Origin of the sequence: Microbacterium sp. LjRoot45 (assembly GCF_964253325.1) — a bacterium.
Classification (GTDB): domain Bacteria; phylum Actinomycetota; class Actinomycetes; order Actinomycetales; family Microbacteriaceae; genus Microbacterium.
The window spans coordinates 1,566,367-1,583,134 of sequence record NZ_CAXUQM020000001.1 but is presented as its reverse complement, the minus strand read 5'-3'; the positions used below and the strand labels follow the sequence as shown (position 1 = coordinate 1,583,134).

The window sequence follows — 16,768 nt, the reverse complement described above, 5'->3', positions numbered from 1 at the left end:
CCGCACACGAGGGGGTCGGATGCCGTGGCATCCGGCCCCCTCGTCGTCGTTGCGGCCAGAGGCACGCACTATGCCGACGGCGAACACGGGCGGGTCGGTGCGTGGGCCTGGGTAGATTCATTGACGAACGGACCACCCGGAATCAGGAGCATTCATGGCTGAACCACTTGTCGCGACGAGCGTCTTCGACAGGCTGTTGAGAGACCGCATCATCTGGCTCGGGTCGGAGGTGCGCGATGAGAACGCCAACGAGATCTGCGCCAAGATCCTCCTCCTCGCGGCCGAAGACAGCGAAAAGGACATCTACCTCTACATCAACTCGCCGGGCGGATCGATCACCGCGGGCATGGCGATCTACGACACGATGCAGTTCGTCCCGAACGACATCGTGACCGTCGGCATCGGCATGGCGGCCTCGATGGGTCAGCTGCTGCTCACGGCCGGCACGAAGGGCAAGCGCTACATCACCCCCAACGCGCGTGTGCTGCTCCACCAGCCTCACGGCGGCTTCGGCGGCACCTCCAGCGACATCCAGACGCAGGCGCAGCTCATCCTCGACATGAAGCGTCGCCTCGCCGAGATCACCGCGGCGCAGACGGGCAAGTCGGTCGAGCAGGTCAACGCCGACGGCGACCGCGACCGCTGGTTCACCGCCGAGGAAGCTCTCGAGTACGGCTTCGTCGACCACATCCGCGAGTCCGCAGCCGATGTCATCGGCGGCGGCGGCACCGACAACTGACCCGGAGGACACCCGAGAATGAACGCACCCACCTTCGGCATGCCCGCCCACTCGACCTCCGGCGTGCAGCTGCCCGGCAGCCGCTACATCCTGCCGCAGTTCGAGGAGCGGACCGCCTACGGCTACAAGCGCCAGGACCCCTACAACAAGCTGTTCGAGGACCGCGTGATCTTCCTGGGCGTCCAGGTCGATGACGCCTCCGCGGACGACGTCATGGCGCAGCTGCTCGTGCTGGAGTCGCAGGATCCCGACCGCGACATCATCATGTACATCAACTCGCCCGGTGGCTCGTTCACCGCGATGACCGCGATCTACGACACGATGCAGTACGTCTCGCCCGAGATCCAGACGGTCGTTCTGGGGCAGGCGGCATCTGCGGCATCCGTGCTGCTGGCCGCCGGCGCCCCGGGCAAGCGCCTCGCGCTGCCCAACGCTCGCATCCTCATGCACCAGCCCGCCGTCGGCGAGGCCGGGCACGGCCAGGCGTCGGACATCGAGATCCAGGCGGCGGAGATCCTGCGCATGCGCACCTGGCTCGAGGAGACCATGGCACGCCACACGAAGAAGACCCAGGCCGAGGTCAACAAGGACATCGACCGCGACAAGATCCTCTCGGCCGCCGAAGCCCTCGACTACGGCATCGTCGATCAGGTGCTGACGTCGCGCAAGCGCACGCCCGCCGCGATCACGGCCTGATCACCAGAGGTCTGAACGATGAGAGCCCCGGCCCGGTGCCGGGGCTCTCATCGGTTGAGACGGACCGACACAGTGCGAGCGAAATCCGCCGGGTTGTCGGTCGCAGAGGTTAGGCTCGAAGCGCGGTTTCTGTGAGATCCCTGGAGGAGGAGCGCCATGGCACGCATCGGTGAGAGCGCCGACCTGTTCAAGTGCTCCTTCTGCGGCAAGAGCCAGAAGCAGGTGCAGCAGCTCATCGCTGGTCCCGGCGTCTATATCTGCGACGAGTGCGTAGAGCTCTGCAACGAGATCATCGAAGAGCGCATGGCCGAGTCCGGAGACGGTGCGGTCGCAGACTTCGATCTTCCTAAGCCGCGCGAGATCTTCTCCTTCCTCGAGGAGTACGTCGTCGGACAAGATCCGGCAAAGCGCGCACTCGCGGTGGCCGTTTACAACCACTACAAGCGCGTGCGCGCTCACTCGACGCTCCAGCCGGCCGAGCAGCGTGCCGACGAGGTCGAGATCGCCAAGAGCAACATCTTGCTCCTGGGCCCGACCGGCTGCGGAAAGACCTACCTCGCACAGACGCTCGCGAAGCGTCTCAACGTGCCGTTCGCCGTGGCCGACGCCACCGCCCTCACCGAGGCAGGCTACGTCGGCGAAGACGTCGAGAACATCCTGCTGAAGCTCCTGCAGGCGGCCGACTTCGACGTCAAGCGCGCCGAGACCGGCATCATCTACATCGACGAGGTCGACAAGATCGCGCGCAAGGCCGAGAACCCGTCGATCACGCGCGACGTATCGGGCGAGGGCGTGCAGCAGGCGCTCCTCAAGATCCTCGAGGGCACCGTGGCATCCGTGCCCCCGCAGGGAGGCCGCAAGCACCCGCACCAGGAGTTCATTCAGATCGACACGACGAATGTCCTGTTCATCGTGGCGGGGGCGTTCGCCGGTCTCGAAGACATCATCTCCTCCCGCGTGGGCAAGCACGGCGTCGGTTTCGGCGCTCCGCTGCACGAGAAGGGGAAGGACCTCGACCTCTTCAGCGAAGTGCTGCCCGAGGACCTCCACAAGTTCGGCCTGATCCCTGAGTTCATCGGCCGTCTCCCCGTCGTGACGAACGTCTCGCCGCTCGACCAGACTGCGCTCATCGAGATCCTCACCGGGCCGAAGAACGCGTTCGTCAAGCAGTATCAGCGGATGTTCCAGCTCGACGGCGTCGAGCTGGAGTTCGAGGACGAGGCGCTTCGAGCGATCGCCGACCTCGCGGTCGCCCGCAAGACGGGTGCACGCGGGCTTCGCGCCATCCTCGAAGACGTCCTCGGCCCGATCATGTTCGAGATCCCCTCGGCGGAGGACGTCGACAAGGTGATCGTCACACGGGCGGCTGTCACCGAGGGTGCCGCCCCCACCTTCGTGCTGCGGCAGAAGCGCAAGAGCGCCTGAGCCTTCCCCACCGCTCGGAAGGGCGTGTCAGAGCCTCGTCATAACGTCGGGTGCATGACGCGGATTCTCTTCGACACGGCGACCTCTCTGAACGGCTGGATAGCCGACGAGAACAACTCCCTCTCCTGGTTGTTCGCGGTCGAGGGCGGCACCACGCCCGACGCCGAGGTGCTCCCGACCAACGCGGGTGTGCTCGTGGAGGGCTCGACGACGTACGAGTGGGTGCTGGCCGAGGCGGATGCCCTGGCGCATCCCGAGAAATGGCAGGAGTTCCACGGCGATCGGCCCACCTTCGTCTTCACGACGCGTGAGCTGCCCGTGCCCGACGGCGCGGATGTCCGATTCGTCTCGGGCTCCGTCGCCGATGCACTCCCCGGCATACGCGCCGCCGCGGGTGACACCGATATCTGGGTCGTCGGCGGGGGTGATCTCGCAGGCCAGTTCCTCGACGCCGGGGCACTCGACGAGATCGCCGTGTCTGTGGCACCCGTGCTCCTCACCGGGGGAGCGCCGCTCCTGCCACGCCGCTGCGAGTCCGACCGCCTTCGCCTGGTCTCAGCGAAAGCGGTCGGACAGTTCGCACGGTTGGTCTACGAGGTCGACAACGCCTCAGCCGTCTAGTCCCCGTCGCTTCAGCAGGGGCTCGATTGCGGCATCGCGACCACGGAAGTCGCGGTACGCCTCCAGCGGGTCCTTCGATCCGCCCACGCCCAGCAGACGCTCGCGGAAGCGATCGCCGTTCTCGCGTGTGAGCCCGCCGTTCTCGCGGAACCACTCCACGGTGTCTGCGTCGAGGACCTCGCTCCAGATGTACGAGTAGTAGCCGGCGCTGTACCCGCCCGAGAAGACGTGCGCGAAGTAGGTCGACGAGTAGCGCGTGGGCACGACGGGATTGTCGAGCCCGATCTCGGCCAGGGCGCGCGCCTCGAAATCGGCGACGTCCTCGATCGATGCGGCATCCTCGACGCTCAGCGAGTGCCACGCCTGGTCGATCCACGCTGCCGCGAGGTACTCGCTCGTCGAGAAGCCCTGATTGAACGTCTCGGATGCCAGCAGCTTCTCGACGACGTCGGCGGGCAGCGGCTCGTCGGTGTCGATGTGGCGGGCGTAGGAGGTGAGGATCTCCGGCCAGTAGATCCACATCTCGTTGACCTGGCTCGGGAACTCCACGAAGTCGCGGTGGACGTTCGTGCCGGCGAAGTGCGGGTACGTGACGGTTGCGAAGAGGCCGTGCAGCGCGTGACCGAACTCGTGGAACAGGGTCGTCACCTCGTCGAGTGTCAGAAGCGTGGGCTGTCCGGGCGCAGGCTTGGGGACGTTGAGGTTATTGACCACGACCGGCTGCGTCCCGCGCAACCTCGACTGGGAGACGATCGAGTTCATCCACGCCCCGCCGCGCTTGGTATCTCGCGTGTAGAGGTCCAGCACGAAGAGACCCAGCTCACTGCCGTCCTCGTTGCGTACCTCGAAGACGCGAGCATCGGGGTGATACGCCGGGAGATCGGCGCGCTCGGTGAACGTGATGCCGTAGAGCAACGTCGCGGCACGGAACACCCCGTCGACGAGCACCCGCTCCGCCTCGAACCAGGGGCGCAGTGCGGTGCGATCGAGGTCGTACTCGGCCTGACGGACGCGCTCGGTGTAGAACGCCCAGTCGTGCGCGGCCACGGGGAACGGCGACGGTCCGGCATCCACGATCGCCTGGAGGGCGGCTTGCTCGCGGCGCGCGTTCGCGGCAGCCGGCGCGGCGAGACGGCGGAGCAAGTCGTGCACCGCTTCGGGGGAGCCGGCGGTCTCGTCGCTCGTGATGTACGCCGCATGACTGGCGTGCCCCAGGAGCGCGGCACGCTCGGCGCGGAGCGCGACGATCTCCCGGAGGACCTCCGAGTTGTCGTTCTCGTTGCCTCGCGAGGCACGGGCCCGCGACGCCTCCAGCAGGCGCCGACGGCTGTCCCGCTGGGTGAGGCTCGAGAGATACGGGTGTCCGGTGAACAGCGTCAAAGTGACGACGAAGCGTCCGGGCAGTCCGCGGTCGGCCGCGTTCTGGGCGGCGGCGGAGAGCTCGCCCGCTGTGAGCCCCGCGAGCTCCTCCTCGCTGTCGAAGACGACGGCGAGGTCGTTGCTGTCGGCGAGCAGGTTCTTCTCGAAGGTCGTGCTGAGGATCGACAGTCGCTGGTTGAGCGCCGTCAGGCGAGCCTTCTGCTCGTCATCCAGCGCGGCACCCGCGTGCGTCATCTCACGGTAGTGACGCTCGAGCAGGTAGTGCTCCTCGTCGGTGAGGTCGAGTTCGCTCCGCTGTTCGTAGAGCGTCTTGATGCGCCAGTACAGCTGGCCGTCCAGCTGGATTGCATCCTGGTGCGCCGACATCAGGGGCGCCAACTCCTCGTCGATCTCCTGGATCTCGGGAGTCGCGTCGGCAGACGACACCGTGTAGAAGGCGCGTGCAACGTGACCGAGCAGCTCGCCGGCGCTCTCGAGCGCGAGGAGGGTGTTCTCGAACGTCGGCATCGAGCGCACACGCGTGATCCGCGCGATCTCGTCCGCGTGCTCGGCGAAGGCCTGGCGGAAGGCGGGCAGATAGTGCTCGGGACGGATCTCGCGGTAGTCGGGGAGACCGTAGGGGAGGCGGGTAGGGGTCAGCAACGGATTCTGCTCGCGGGTCATCGGTCCAGCGTACGACCCCGACGGCGTCTTACAAAGAAGTCATTGCAAAGAAGCTCTTGCAAACTTGCTTCTGCAAAGCTATCTTTGCATCATGACCGAGCGAGAAGAGCCGACCCACCCGGCAGACGCGTCGCCCCACCACGACGTTCGGATGCTCGACGCGAGCGCGCTCAAGGCGCTCGCACACCCACTGCGCGTTCGGATCTACGACATCCTGTCGCAGTACGGACCGCAGACGGCGAGCTCCCTGGCAGAGATGACGGGGGAGTCGTCGGGCGCTACCAGCTACCATCTGCGCGCGCTCGCTAAGCACGACCTCATTCGCGAGGTGGACGAACGAGGCACGGCGCGCGAGCGCTGGTGGGAGCGCCCTCGCGGTGGCATCTCGTTCACCAATCCCGAGGCGATGAAGACGCCGTCGGGAAAGGCGGCGACGCAAGCGGTCATGACCGAGTTCCTCACCCGCCGTCACCAGCAACTCATGCGCTACCTCTCCGAAGCGATCCTCGACCCCGATGGTCACTCGGACGAGGCCGCGATCTCCACCGCCACCGCCCGGATGACGATCGAGCAGACCACCGAGCTCATCTCCGGCATCCAGGAGCTGATCGATGCCGCGGTCGACAAGTACCGCGATCAGACCGGCGAAGGCGTACGCCCCGTCAGCATTCGCACCGACATCTTCCCGCTTCCCGAAGAAGGACACTGACCATGACCGCGATACCCGCGCCCCTGTGTCTCCCGGCATCCGGCCGGCTTGCTCCCACACCCCTCGAACGCAGCATCCTGCGTCTCTCTCGCGCACTCGAGGTCGCCACGCTGCAGCGCATTCAGCGCCGCGCACTCACCTCGACTCCGCCGGCCACGCATGCCGTGGACGAGCGGCAGACCGCGCTCGCGCTCGGCTCTCTCGGAATCCTGCCGCGGTGACCACGGTCGAAGCGCGCACGCGCCTGGGTCGTGACTTCGGCAAACTGTGGACGGCCGCTGCGTTCAGCAATCTGGCGGACGGCCTCGGCCGGACGGCGGTTCCCCTGGCCGCCACGACGCTCACCCGTGACCCGCTGCTGATCTCCGTCATCGGCGCGCTGGCCTTCCTCCCTTGGCTCGTCTTCGGATTGCCCGCGGGCATGATCGTGGACCGCTTCGACCGGCGGTTCATCATGGCTGCCGCCAATGCTCTGCGCGGAGCGGTCGCCGTCTGGCTGGCGCTCCTCGCCGTCTCCGGCTCCCTCTCGTTGTGGGCGCTGTTCGTCGGGACGCTCGTGTTCGGCCTCGGCGAGACGCTGTTCGACAACGCGACCAACGCTGTGATCCCCGGCGTGGTGCGCCGAGAACAGCTCGACCGCGCCAACGGATGGATGCAGGCCGCGCAGATCACGATCGACAGCTTCATCGCGACGCCGATCGCCGGCGTGCTCTTCGCGCTGTCCGTCGGCGTGCCGTTGTGGGCGGGCAGCGCGGCGTATCTCATCCCCATCGTGCTCGCCGTCCTCCTCCCGGTATCGGCAGCGCGTCCGCTGCGGCGACCCGCTGACGACGCGGGTACAGAACCCGTACTGCAGGCGGGTGTCGCCGGCGACATCGCTGCCGGTGTGGTCGGCGAACCCGTCACCGACACCGTCCCCGCGCCGCGGGTGCGCACGCGGGAGGCGCTCGCGTACCTCTGGCGGCACCGCTACCTGCGGACGATGGTCGTCTTCACCTCGATCATCGGCTCGTCCCTGTCGTTCGCCCAGGCCGTGATCATCCTCTTCTTCCTCGACACGATGGGGGTGTCGGTGGCGGCGATCGGGTTCGTCACCGCCGGCATCGGTGTCGGCGCCCTCGCGGGGTCGCTCTTGGCGCCGCGTCTGGTCGCTCGCTTCGGGCGTGGACGCGTCATGTTCGGCGCGATCTTCACCGGCGGCGCCACCCTCGTACTCACGGGCCTGGCACCGGAAGCCTGGACCGCGGTCGGTGCGTTCGCGCTCTCCGCGGGGGCGGTGTCCGTCTGGAACGTGCCGTGGGGGAGTCTGCGTCAGCAGATCGTGCCCGGTGAGATCTTCGGCCGCGTCCTCGGCGTCATCCGCACGCTCACCTGGGGACTGTTTCCCGTCGCCACCCTGCTCGGCGGGTGGGTCGGGCGCACGGATCTCCGCCTGCCCTTCTGGATCGGCGGCGGCGTGATCGTGGTCGTCGCGGTGATCGCGCTGCCGCTGCTCATCGGCGGAACTCGACGGGCAGGGGCGGAGACACCCGCCTGACCGCCCTGCTGCCCCGGGTGCTTCCTTGAGGGGCGACGGGCCGGATCAGCCGAACTCGTCCTCGGAGTCGTGGAGCACGGTCACACTGCCGTCGGCCCGAAGTTCGACCAGGATGCCGGTGTCCAGCTCGGCGAGGGGCCGTCCTTCGAGAAACGTCAACGTCCAGCGTGGCCGCGGCTGGCCGAGCAGGTCGACCGGCAGTGCCCGGTCGACCTCGCCGATCTGCGCGTGAAGCACCGCCGGCACGGCCGACGGGATCGGATCGCCGCTGGTCCAACGGGTGCCGAGTTGCATCACGACTCCTGCGGGGCGAGCACGATGTCGGCCACCGCCAGCTCGTCGGCCACGGCGTAGGTGACCGCGCCGATCCGTCCGACCGCCTTGAGGTCGCCCTCCGCCGCCGCAACGGCGTCGAGCGCCGCCTGAGGCCCCGAGATCGTGAGCGTCTCGACGGCGGTCTTCTGCGACGCCTTCGCCTCGGTCTTGGCTCGCCGGACCGCGATGAGAGTCTCGCCGACGCGGCGGAGCACCATCGGGTCGCCCTCGATGCCCAGCGGTTCAGGCCACGACGCGGTGTGCACGGATCCCTCCTCGAACCACGACCAGGCCTCCTCGGCGGCGAACGCGAGCACGGGAGCCAGGAGCCGCAGGAGCGCCGACAACGCGGTGCGCAACGCCAGTGCGGCGGATGCCTGGCCGGTGTCGGCCTGGTTGTAGGCGCGCTCCTTGACGAGTTCCAGATAGTCATCGCAGAACGTCCAGAAGAACGCCTCGGTGATCTCGAGCGCGCGGGCGTGATCGTACGCTTCGAACGCCGTCGTCGCGTCGCGGATCACCTGGTCGAGGGTCGCCAGCATCGACGCGTCGAGGTCGTGCGTGATCGTCGCGCCCGTCGGAACCGGGAAGGACAGCACGAACTTGGCGGCGTTGAGCACCTTGATCGCCAGCCGGCGTCCGATCTTCACCTGGGTCGGGTTCTGGGGATCGAAGGCGGCGTCGGCACCGAGCCGGCTCGACGCCGACCAGTACCTCACGGCATCCGTGCCGTGCCCCGCCAGGATGTCGGCGGGAGTGACGACGTTGCCCTTGGACTTGGACATCTTCTTGCGGTCGGGGTCGACGATGAACCCGGAGATCGAGGCGTCGCTCCACGGGGCACGGCCGTCTTCGAGCGCGCTGCGCAGCATCGTCGAGAAGAGCCAGGTACGGATGATGTCCTGACCCTGGGGGCGCACGTCGAAGGGCGCGACGAGGTTCCACAGCTCGGGATCGCGCTCCCAGCCGCCGGCGAGCTGGGGCGTCAGCGACGACGTCGCCCACGTGTCGAAGATGTCGCGCTCTCCCTCGAAGCCGCCCGGAACGCCGCGCTGCGACTCGTCGTAGCCGGCGGGGGCGTCGATCGTCGGGTCGACCGGTAGCTGCCCGAGATCGGGAGTGATGACGCGGTCGTAGTCGCGCTCACCGTTCTCGTCGAGGCCGTACCACACGGGGATCGGCACGCCGAAGAAGCGCTGCCGGGAGACGAGCCAGTCGCCCGTGAGTCCGTTGGTCCAGTTCTCGAACCGCACGCGCATGAAGTCGGGATGCCACGACATCTCCTGCCCGAGCGCGATCAGCCGTTCACGCAGCTGCTCGTCGCGCGCACCGTTGCGGATGTACCACTGCCGCGTCGACACGATCTCGAGGGGCCGGTCGCCCTTCTCATAGAACTTGACAGGGTGGGTGAAGGGCTTCGGCTCGCCGACGAGGTCGCCGGACTCCTGAAGCAGCTCGACGATGCGCTTCTTCGCGCTGAAGACGGTCTTGCCGGCCAGCTCGGCGTAGGCCGCGCGTGCCTCCTCGGTGACGATCACATCGGGAGCCTCGGCGAGCACTCGGCCGTCCTTACCGAGGATCGTGCGGTTGGGAAGGTCGAGTTCACGCCACCAGATGATGTCGGTCACGTCGCCGAAGGTGCAGATCATCGCGATGCCCGAGCCCTTGTCCTTCTGGGCGAGCGGATGGGCGAGCACCGGGACTTCGACGTCGAACAGCGGCGTCCGCACCGTCGATCCGAAGAACGGCTGGTATCGCTCGTCGTCGGGGTGCGCGACGAGGGCGACACACGCGGGGAGAAGTTCCGGACGCGTCGTCTCGATGTGGATGTCACCCGATCCGTCGGACTTGTGGAACGCGACACGGTGGTAGGCAGCGGGCTGCTCGCGATCCTCGAGCTCCGCCTGCGCGATCGCCGAGCGGAAGTCGATGTCCCACAGGGTGGGCGCCAGCGACTGGTACGCCTCGCCGCGCTCGACGTTGCGGAGGAACGCGAGCTGGCTCGTGCGAATCGTGTCGTCCGAGATCGTGCGGTACGTCTGCGTCCAGTCGACGCTCAGGCCGAGCTGACGGAACAGCGCCTCGAAGTGCTTCTCGTCCTCCTCGGTGAGGCTCTCGCACAGCTCGATGAAGTTGCGGCGGCTGATCGGAACCTGATCCGCCGCGCGGCTCGACTTGTTGTCGCCGCCCTGGAACGGGGGAGTGAAACCGGGGTCATAGGGGAGCGAGGGGTCGCATCGCACGCCGTAGTAGTTCTGCACGCGCCGCTCGGTCGGGAGCCCGTTGTCGTCCCACCCCATCGGGTAGAACACCGTCTTGCCCCGCATACGCTCGAAGCGCACCTTGATGTCGGTGTGGGTGTAGCTGAACACGTGGCCGATGTGAAGACTGCCGGATGCCGTCGGCGGCGGAGTGTCGACGGAGTAGACGCCGTCGCGACCCGCGCGTGATGCGGCGGCGCGATCGAACAGGTACGTACCCTGGGCCGACCACGCGGCATCCCACTTCTGCTCGAGGCCTTCCAATGCGGGCTTGTCGGGAATGTGCGCCACGGGAGTCTCCTCGATCGGTATGGGCGGCACTGTGTGAGCGTGCCTGAATGTGGGTGCGGCACGAGTCTACCGGCGACACCCGACCGCCTCGCGATCAGTCGCGGATCTTCACTCCGAGGGCATCCGCGAAGGCTGTCCCGTGCGTTTCGCACTGGCGCGCGGTCAACGTCGCGCCGCGCAGCGCAGAGGGATCGGTGATGGAGAGCACCTCCAGTCCACGGAGGTCGAGATCGACCGCCCGCAGGCCACGGGTGTCCATCTCGTCCGCGCGACAGTCCTCGAAAGCGACGCGCTCGGCGCGCGCCTCCGGCAGGTCGATCGTGCCGAAACGGCATCCCACGAAGCGCACGTGTGCCAGGTGGGCAGAGGGCGACCCCAGATAGTCGATGCGGATGCCGCGGAAGGTCACGCCGTCCAGTTCGGCGCGCTGGAGATCGACCGTGCCCAGCCGCCCGCCGTCGATCTCGACGTTGCGCCAGCGCGCATCGCGACCGACGACGACGGTCACCCGCGCATCGGCGATCCGGCTGTCGACGATCCGCGCACCGGTCAGATCGAGTCGGTCGAGCGTCGGCGCCTCCCACAGGGTCTCGACCAGCTCTGCGTGCGATGCGTCGACTTCGCCGTCCAACCCGTCGATACGCGCTGCGTGCACCTCGCCCCGTGGGACGAGCCGTGTCACCGGTTCGAGCATCGGCGGGAGATCGGGCGTGCTGTCGCGGGGCGGAGCGGGATCGTCGCGGCGGGCCATCCGGCGACTCTACCCCCGCGTATGATGGGGGGATCAGCACCGATCCGGCCATCACCGGGGAGCTCTCGGAAGAACGTCGTCACCACGCGCACGCAGGGGACGGCCAGTAGAACCGGGCGGGTCAGGCCCGTCACAGCCGCAGTGAGAGAGGTCGCCGTCGCACCGACGGTGGCAACGCGGGGTGGTACCGCGGCTCCTCCGTCCGGGGAGTCGTCCTCGCAGGACGCATCGCAACCTGCTGGAGTGACATGAGCTACCCCCTCGGATCCGACGGATCCCCCGCGACCGAGCCCGTCGTGCCGAGCCCCCGGTTCCCGCAGATCGAGGACGACGTGCTGCGGTTCTGGGAGCGCGACGACACGTTCCGCGCCTCGATCGCGCAGCGCGAAGGCGCACCCGAGTGGGTCTTCTACGACGGGCCGCCGTTCGCCAACGGTCTCCCGCACTACGGTCACTTGCTCACCGGATACGCGAAGGACCTCTTTCCGCGGTTCCAGACCATGCGCGGACACAAGGTCGACCGCGTGTTCGGCTGGGACACGCACGGACTTCCCGCGGAGCTCGAGGCGATGAAGCAGCTCGGCATCACCGAGAAGAGCGAAATCGAGGAGATGGGCATCGCGGCGTTCAACGCCAAGGCGAAGTCCTCGGTGCTCGAGTACACGCGCGAGTGGGAGGACTACGTCACGCGGCAGGCGCGCTGGGTCGACTTCGAGCGCGGCTACAAGACCCTCGACACGGGGTTCATGGAGTCCGTGCTGTGGGCGTTCAAGGAGCTGTGGGATAAAGGGCTCGCCCACGAGGGCCACCGCGTGCTGCCCTACTGCTGGCGCGACGAAACCCCGCTCTCGAACCACGAACTGCGCATGGACGACGACGTCTACAAGATGCGTCAGGACCCGTCCGTGACGGTCACGTTCCCCCTCGTCGGCGCGAAGGCGGAGACGCTCGGCCTCACGGGCGTCCGCGCGCTCGCGTGGACCACCACGCCCTGGACGCTGCCGACCAACCTCGCGCTGGCGGTGGGGCCCGAGATCACGTACGTCGTGGTCCCCGGAGGCTCCGCGGGAGCGGCCGACATCCGCCCCGGTGACGAGTCGGTCGAAGCGGCCGCCCACCGCTACCTTCTCGCGGCAGAGCTGCTCCCCGGATACGCGAAGGACCTCGGCTACGCCTCGGCGGAGGAGGCACAGGGGGCCGTCGAGCAGACCGTTCTCGGCGCCGACCTCGCCGACGTCCAGTACGACCGGCTCTTCGACTACTACGCCGATGCCGACACCTGGGGCACGGAGCGCGCGTGGCGCATCCTCGTGGACGACTACGTGACCACCAGCGACGGCACGGGCATCGTCCATCAGGCACCCGCCTACGGTGAGGACGACCAGCGGATCACGGAGGCTGCCGGCATCCCTCTCATCATGAGCCTCGACGACGGGGGCCGGTTCCTTCCGCAGGTCGCCGACGTGGCGGGCGAGCTGTGGATGGATGCCAACCGGCCGCTCATCCGTCTGCTGCGCGCCGAGGGCCGCCTCCTGCGCGAGGCGTCGTACGAGCACTCCTACCCGCACTGCTGGCGCTGCCGGAACCCTCTCATCTACAAGGCCGTCTCGAGCTGGTTCGTGCGCGTCACCGCGATCAAGGAACGGCTTCTCGAGCTCAACGAGCAGATCACGTGGGCTCCGGAGAACGTCAAGCACGGACAGTTCGGAAAGTGGCTCGAAGGCGCGCGCGACTGGTCGATCAGTCGCAACCGCTTCTGGGGCTCCCCGATCCCCGTGTGGAAGAGCGACGACCCCGAATATCCGCGCGTCGACGTGTACGGCTCTCTGGCCGATCTCGAACGCGACTTCGGCCGGCTACCGGTGAACGAGGCGGGCGACGTCGACCTGCACCGTCCCTACATCGACGACCTCACGCGCCCGAACCCCGACGATCCGACCGGGCGCAGCACGATGCGACGCATCGAGGACGTGTTCGACGTGTGGTTCGACTCGGGCTCGATGCCGTACGCGCAGGTGCACTACCCGTTCGAGAACCGCGAGTGGTTCGATTCGCACGCCCCCGCCGACTTCATCGTCGAGTACATCGGCCAGACGCGGGGCTGGTTCTACGTCATGCACGTCTTGTCCGGTGCGCTGTTCGACCGTCCCGCGTTCTCGGGCGTCGCCTGCCACGGCATCGTGCTCGGCAGCGACGGACAGAAGATGTCCAAGTCGCTGCGGAACTACCCCGACGTCAGCGAGGTCTTCGACCGCGACGGCTCCGACGCGATGCGCTGGTTCCTCATGAGTTCGTCGGTGCTGCGCGGGGGCAACCTGGTGGTGACGGAGGAGGGCATCCGCGCAGGAGTTCGTGAATTCCTCCTGCCGGTGTGGAACGCCTGGTACTTCTTCGCGACGTACGCCAACGCCGCGCACGGGGGAGCCGCGGCCGGCGGCGGGTACGCCGCACGTTGGCGCACGGACTCCACCCACGTGCTCGACCGTCACATCCTCGCCCTCACCGGCGACCTCGTCCGTGACGTCGCCGCCGACCTCGACGCGCTCGACTCCACGATGGCGGCCGCCAAGCTCCGCGACTTCGCGGAGGTGCTCACCAACTGGTACATCCGCCGCTCGCGGGACCGCTTCTGGGTGGGGGTCGACCCCGAGGATCCGACGAGCACCGAGGCGTTCGACACGCTGTACACCGTGCTGGAGACCCTCACGCGGGTGGCCGCCCCGCTCATCCCGCTCGTGTCCGAGCGAATCTGGCAGGGCCTCACCGGCGGTCGCAGCGTTCACCTGCAGGACTGGCCGGATGCCGCGGCGTTCGCACCGGCATCCGACATCCGCGACGCGATGGATGCCGTGCGCGAGGTCTCCTCTGTGGCCAACGCTCTGCGCAAGCGCGAGGGCAAGCGCGTGCGCCTGCCGCTGGCCTCGCTCACCGTCGCCGTGGCCGGGGCAGCCGATCTCGCCCAGTTCGAGGAGATCGTGCGCGACGAGCTCAACGTCAAGGCGGTCGAGCTGATCGAGCTGACGGAGGGTCTCGCGGAGCGTTACGGGATCAGTCAGCGCCTCGCGGTGAACGCCCGGGCCGCGGGTCCCCGCCTCGGCAAGCAGGTGCAGCACGTCATCGCCGGTGCACGCGCGGGCGTCTGGACGCAGGAGGGCGACGTCGTGGTCGTCGACGGCATCGCACTCGAGCCGGGCGAGTACGACCTCACCCTGGAGGCCGGCGGCGTTGCGGAAGGCACGGCGATCGCGCTACTCGGAGGCGGCGGCTTCGTCCTGCTGGACACCGTCACGACCCCCGAACTGGAGGCCGAAGGGCTCGCGCGCGACATGATCCGCGCCGTCCAGGACACACGCAAGGCTGCGGGCTTCGACGTGAGCGACCGGATCCGCCTCCAACTTCTGTTCGCGTCTGCGGAGGACGCCAGAGCGGTGGCGGCGGCGTTCGACCTGGCGGGCGTCGCGGCTGAGACACTCGCCGTCGACTACGCGGTGGTCGACCCCGACGGCCGTGCGCTGGTGGGCGAGGGATCGGTCATCGCCTCGGCGAGCACGATCGACGCGGAACACGTCGCGACCGTTGCCGCGGGAACATACGCCAACACCGGGGTCGTGACGGTCGCCGTCACCCGGATCGGAGAGAACGCATGAGCGATCGCCACCGCGCAGACGCCGTCTACACGGCGCTGCTGAGCCGCCAGGGAGAGCAGTGGGTGCAGCCGCGCGTGGAGCGCACCCGGCGCGTTCTCGAACTGCTCGACGACCCGCAGCGCACCTACCGCGTCGTCCACGTGACCGGCACGAACGGCAAGACGTCGACGAGCCGGATCATCGAGAGCGTCGTCCGCGCCCACGGCCTGCGCACCGGGCTGTTCACGAGTCCGCACCTCGAGCGGTTCACGGAACGGATCATGGTCGACGGGGAACCGATCGCCGACGCCGCGGTAGCCGAGGCCTGGGACGAGATCGCCCCGTTCGTCGACCTCGTCGACGCCGAGCTCGCCGCCACCGGCGACGCACCGCTCACCTTCTTCGAACTGCTGACGGTGCTCGCGTTCGTCGCGTTCGCCGACGCTCCCGTCGACGTCGCGGTCGTCGAGGTGGGGATGGGCGGGGCGTGGGATTCGACCAACACCGCCGACGGAGACGTCGCTGTCTTCGCTCCGATCGACATCGACCACGCCGACCGTCTCGGCGAGACGATCGCAGAGATCGCCGCGGTGAAGGCGGGGATCATCAAGGGCGGAGCCGCCGCCGTGTCCGCACGGCAGGTGCCTGCGGCCGTGGCGCCGCTTCAGGCTGCGGCGCGTGCCGCGGAGGCGACCCTCGCCTTCGAGGGCACCGATTTCACGCTGGAGGACCAGCGCCTGGCGGTCGGCGGCCAGCAGCTCACGGTCCGCGGTCTCGCGGGCCGGTACGAGGACCTGTACCTGCCGCTCTACGGTGCCCACCAGGGCGCGAATGCAGCCCTCGCTATCGCGGCGGTCGAGTCGCTGATCGGCGGCGGCAGCCAGCCGCTCGCCCTCGACGTGCTGACGGACGGGCTGGCCCAGGTGACCTCGCCCGGTCGACTCCAGCTCATCGGGGTCGCTCCCACGGTCCTGGTCGACGCGGCTCACAACCCGCACGGCGCGCGCTCCCTCGTGGCGGCGCTCCGCGACTCGTTCGACTTCGACGAGTGGGGCCTCGTGCTCGGGGTCTTCGCGGACAAGGATGCCGTCGGCATCGCCCGGGAACTCGTCCCTGCCGCCGCCCATGTCTTCGCGACCGCACCCGACTCCGACCGCGCGGCCGACCCCGAGCGGATCGCCGATCTCGTGGAGGAGGCGGAGGTCCCCGTGACCGTCCATCCGGCCCTCGCAGACGCTGCGGAGGCGGCGCGAGAGTGGGCGTCCGCATCGGACCGCCGCGCCGTGGTGATCGCGGGAAGCGTTGTGCTCGCCGGAGAGGCGCTGCAGCTCGCAGCCGAAGAGGACTGGAAAGACGGATGGCAGCGGTGACCCGCCCGCGCCGCGCGCGGGGAGCCCGGGAATCGCTCGCGTCGGTCGTGCTCGGCTTCGAGTCGATCGTCGTGTTCCTGGGAGGGCTCGTCGTGTACGGCCTGGGCGCCCTGCCCGACTCGATCCCCGACGCCTGGGGTATCGCCGCCGGCAGCATCCTCGCGGTCGTCATGATCCTCACGGTGGGAGTGCTCCGGCATCCCTGGGGGATCGGCCTGGGCTGGGCCCTGCAGCTGGTCGTGGCGCTCGGAGCGATCCTGGTGCCGGCCCTCGGCATCGTCGCCCTGGTTTTCGGGGGGATGTACGCGTATGCGACGATCAAGGGCGGCGAACTCGACCGACGCAACGCCGCTCGAGCCGCCGACGCCACGAACGGAGATTGAC

General features: G+C 68.4%; 14 protein-coding genes. 10 read left to right on the top strand and 4 right to left on the bottom strand.

Going from position 1 to position 16,768, the window contains the following annotated elements:
* Window positions 1-154: 154 nt before the first annotated feature.
* The 4 genes from ACSQ18_RS07465 to ACSQ18_RS07450 all read left to right on the top strand — a co-directional run bounded on the left by ACSQ18_RS07465 (window position 155) and on the right by ACSQ18_RS07450 (window position 3,481).
* Window positions 155-739, top strand: coding sequence for an ATP-dependent Clp protease proteolytic subunit (locus tag ACSQ18_RS07465; protein ID WP_436036538.1), 585 nt, complete (start codon window positions 155-157; stop codon window positions 737-739).
* A gap of 18 nt (window positions 740-757) precedes the next feature.
* Entirely contained in the window at window positions 758-1,435 is a 678-nt protein-coding gene (locus tag ACSQ18_RS07460) for an ATP-dependent Clp protease proteolytic subunit (RefSeq protein ID WP_436036536.1), read from the top strand.
* A gap of 156 nt (window positions 1,436-1,591) precedes the next feature.
* The gene (gene clpX / locus ACSQ18_RS07455; protein ID WP_301040100.1) at window positions 1,592-2,860 is read left to right on the top strand and encodes an ATP-dependent Clp protease ATP-binding subunit ClpX; all 1,269 of its coding nucleotides are present in this window, start codon (window positions 1,592-1,594) and stop codon (window positions 2,858-2,860) included.
* Between the two features lie 54 nt (window positions 2,861-2,914).
* Window positions 2,915-3,481, top strand: coding sequence for a dihydrofolate reductase family protein (locus ACSQ18_RS07450; RefSeq protein WP_436036535.1), 567 nt, complete (start codon window positions 2,915-2,917; stop codon window positions 3,479-3,481).
* On the opposite strand, the gene ACSQ18_RS07445 is transcribed toward ACSQ18_RS07450, so the two are convergent.
* Window positions 3,470-5,524 (bottom strand): M3 family metallopeptidase, encoded by a 2,055-nt coding sequence (locus tag ACSQ18_RS07445; protein WP_436036534.1) that lies wholly within the window; start codon window positions 5,522-5,524, stop codon window positions 3,470-3,472. The genes ACSQ18_RS07450 and ACSQ18_RS07445 overlap by 12 nt on opposite strands.
* A 91-nt stretch (window positions 5,525-5,615) precedes the next feature.
* Between ACSQ18_RS07445 and ACSQ18_RS07440 the strand changes: the two genes are divergently transcribed.
* Genes ACSQ18_RS07440 through ACSQ18_RS07430 form a run of 3 tightly spaced genes read left to right on the top strand, consistent with a single transcriptional unit; the run spans window position 5,616 to window position 7,770 of the window.
* On the top strand, window positions 5,616-6,233 hold the full coding sequence (locus ACSQ18_RS07440) for an ArsR/SmtB family transcription factor (protein ID WP_436036533.1): 618 nt from the start codon (window positions 5,616-5,618) through the stop codon (window positions 6,231-6,233).
* A 2-nt stretch (window positions 6,234-6,235) separates the two neighbouring features.
* Complete coding sequence (locus ACSQ18_RS07435) at window positions 6,236-6,454, top strand: hypothetical protein (protein ID WP_436036532.1); 219 nt, start codon at window positions 6,236-6,238, stop codon at window positions 6,452-6,454.
* Complete coding sequence (locus ACSQ18_RS07430) at window positions 6,451-7,770, top strand: MFS transporter (RefSeq protein WP_436036531.1); 1,320 nt, start codon at window positions 6,451-6,453, stop codon at window positions 7,768-7,770. Before ACSQ18_RS07435 ends, ACSQ18_RS07430 begins: the two co-directional genes overlap by 4 nt.
* A 45-nt stretch (window positions 7,771-7,815) precedes the next feature.
* Here ACSQ18_RS07430 and ACSQ18_RS07425 read toward each other — a convergent pair whose 3' ends face one another.
* The 3 genes from ACSQ18_RS07425 to ACSQ18_RS07415 all read right to left on the bottom strand — a co-directional run bounded on the left by ACSQ18_RS07425 (window position 7,816) and on the right by ACSQ18_RS07415 (window position 11,388).
* The gene (locus tag ACSQ18_RS07425) at window positions 7,816-8,064 is read right to left on the bottom strand and encodes a hypothetical protein (protein ID WP_436036529.1); all 249 of its coding nucleotides are present in this window, start codon (window positions 8,062-8,064) and stop codon (window positions 7,816-7,818) included.
* Entirely contained in the window at window positions 8,064-10,637 is a 2,574-nt protein-coding gene (gene valS / locus ACSQ18_RS07420) for a valine--tRNA ligase (protein ID WP_436036528.1), read from the bottom strand. The genes ACSQ18_RS07425 and valS overlap by 1 nt, the downstream gene beginning before the upstream one ends.
* A gap of 94 nt (window positions 10,638-10,731) precedes the next feature.
* Window positions 10,732-11,388, bottom strand: coding sequence for a pentapeptide repeat-containing protein (locus ACSQ18_RS07415; RefSeq protein ID WP_436036527.1), 657 nt, complete (start codon window positions 11,386-11,388; stop codon window positions 10,732-10,734).
* A 248-nt stretch (window positions 11,389-11,636) separates the two neighbouring features.
* On the opposite strand from ACSQ18_RS07415, the gene ileS reads away from it, so the two are divergent.
* The 3 genes from ileS to ACSQ18_RS07400 are packed head-to-tail and all read left to right on the top strand — an operon-like array spanning window position 11,637 to window position 16,767.
* Window positions 11,637-15,035 (top strand): isoleucine--tRNA ligase, encoded by a 3,399-nt coding sequence (gene ileS, locus ACSQ18_RS07410; RefSeq protein ID WP_436036526.1) that lies wholly within the window; start codon window positions 11,637-11,639, stop codon window positions 15,033-15,035.
* Window positions 15,032-16,384 carry a bifunctional folylpolyglutamate synthase/dihydrofolate synthase gene (locus ACSQ18_RS07405; protein ID WP_436036525.1) on the top strand — a complete coding sequence of 451 codons (1,353 nt, stop codon included), beginning with the start codon at window positions 15,032-15,034 and terminating at the stop codon, window positions 16,382-16,384. The genes ileS and ACSQ18_RS07405 overlap by 4 nt, the downstream gene beginning before the upstream one ends.
* On the top strand, window positions 16,372-16,767 hold the full coding sequence (locus ACSQ18_RS07400) for a DUF4233 domain-containing protein (protein WP_436036524.1): 396 nt from the start codon (window positions 16,372-16,374) through the stop codon (window positions 16,765-16,767). Before ACSQ18_RS07405 ends, ACSQ18_RS07400 begins: the two co-directional genes overlap by 13 nt.
* The last annotated feature ends 1 nt before the right edge of the window (window position 16,768 follow it).